This is a genomic window from Paenibacillus sp. Aloe-11 (assembly GCF_000245715.1).
In the GTDB taxonomy this organism is placed as follows: domain Bacteria; phylum Bacillota; class Bacilli; order Paenibacillales; family Paenibacillaceae; genus Paenibacillus; species Paenibacillus kribbensis.
Genome location: NZ_JH601070.1, coordinates 1 through 407, shown reverse-complemented (window position 1 = coordinate 407; position 407 = coordinate 1). Strand labels below are relative to the sequence as shown.

Below are 407 nucleotides of genomic sequence, written 5' to 3'. Positions count from 1 at the left end.
ACATTATATGCGCGTGTGGCGGAATTGGCAGACGCACTAGACTTAGGATCTAGCGTCTTTGACGTGGGGGTTCGAGTCCCTTCACGCGCATATTGTTTTTGCGGACGTGGCTCAGCGGTAGAGCATCGCCTTGCCAAGGCGAGGGTCGCGGGTTCGATTCCCGTCGTCCGCTCCATATTTGCGCCCTTAGCTCAGCTGGATAGAGCGTTTGACTACGAATCAAAAGGCCGGGAGTTCGAATCTCTCAGGGCGCGCCATATTTACAAAATCTATAATATCGGGATGTAGCTCAGCTTGGTAGAGCACCTGGTTTGGGACCAGGGGGTCGCATGTTCAAATCGTGTCATCCCGATACTGTTTTGCGGGTGTAGTTCAATGGTAGAACTTCAGCCTTCCAAGCTGATAGC

At 52.6% G+C, this 407-nt stretch carries 4 tRNA genes; all 4 read left to right on the top strand.

Going from position 1 to position 407, the window contains the following annotated elements:
• Positions 1-9 precede the first annotated feature (9 nt).
• The 4 genes from WG8_RS22325 to WG8_RS22310 all read left to right on the top strand — a co-directional run bounded on the left by WG8_RS22325 (position 10) and on the right by WG8_RS22310 (position 352).
• Positions 10-90, top strand: a tRNA-Leu gene (locus WG8_RS22325).
• A gap of 10 nt (positions 91-100) precedes the next feature.
• A tRNA-Gly gene (locus tag WG8_RS22320) sits at positions 101-175 on the top strand.
• A 5-nt stretch (positions 176-180) separates the two neighbouring features.
• Positions 181-257: transfer RNA gene (locus WG8_RS22315), tRNA-Arg, on the top strand.
• 21 nt (positions 258-278) lie between these two features.
• A tRNA-Pro gene (locus WG8_RS22310) sits at positions 279-352 on the top strand.
• Positions 353-407: the final 55 nt, after the last annotated feature.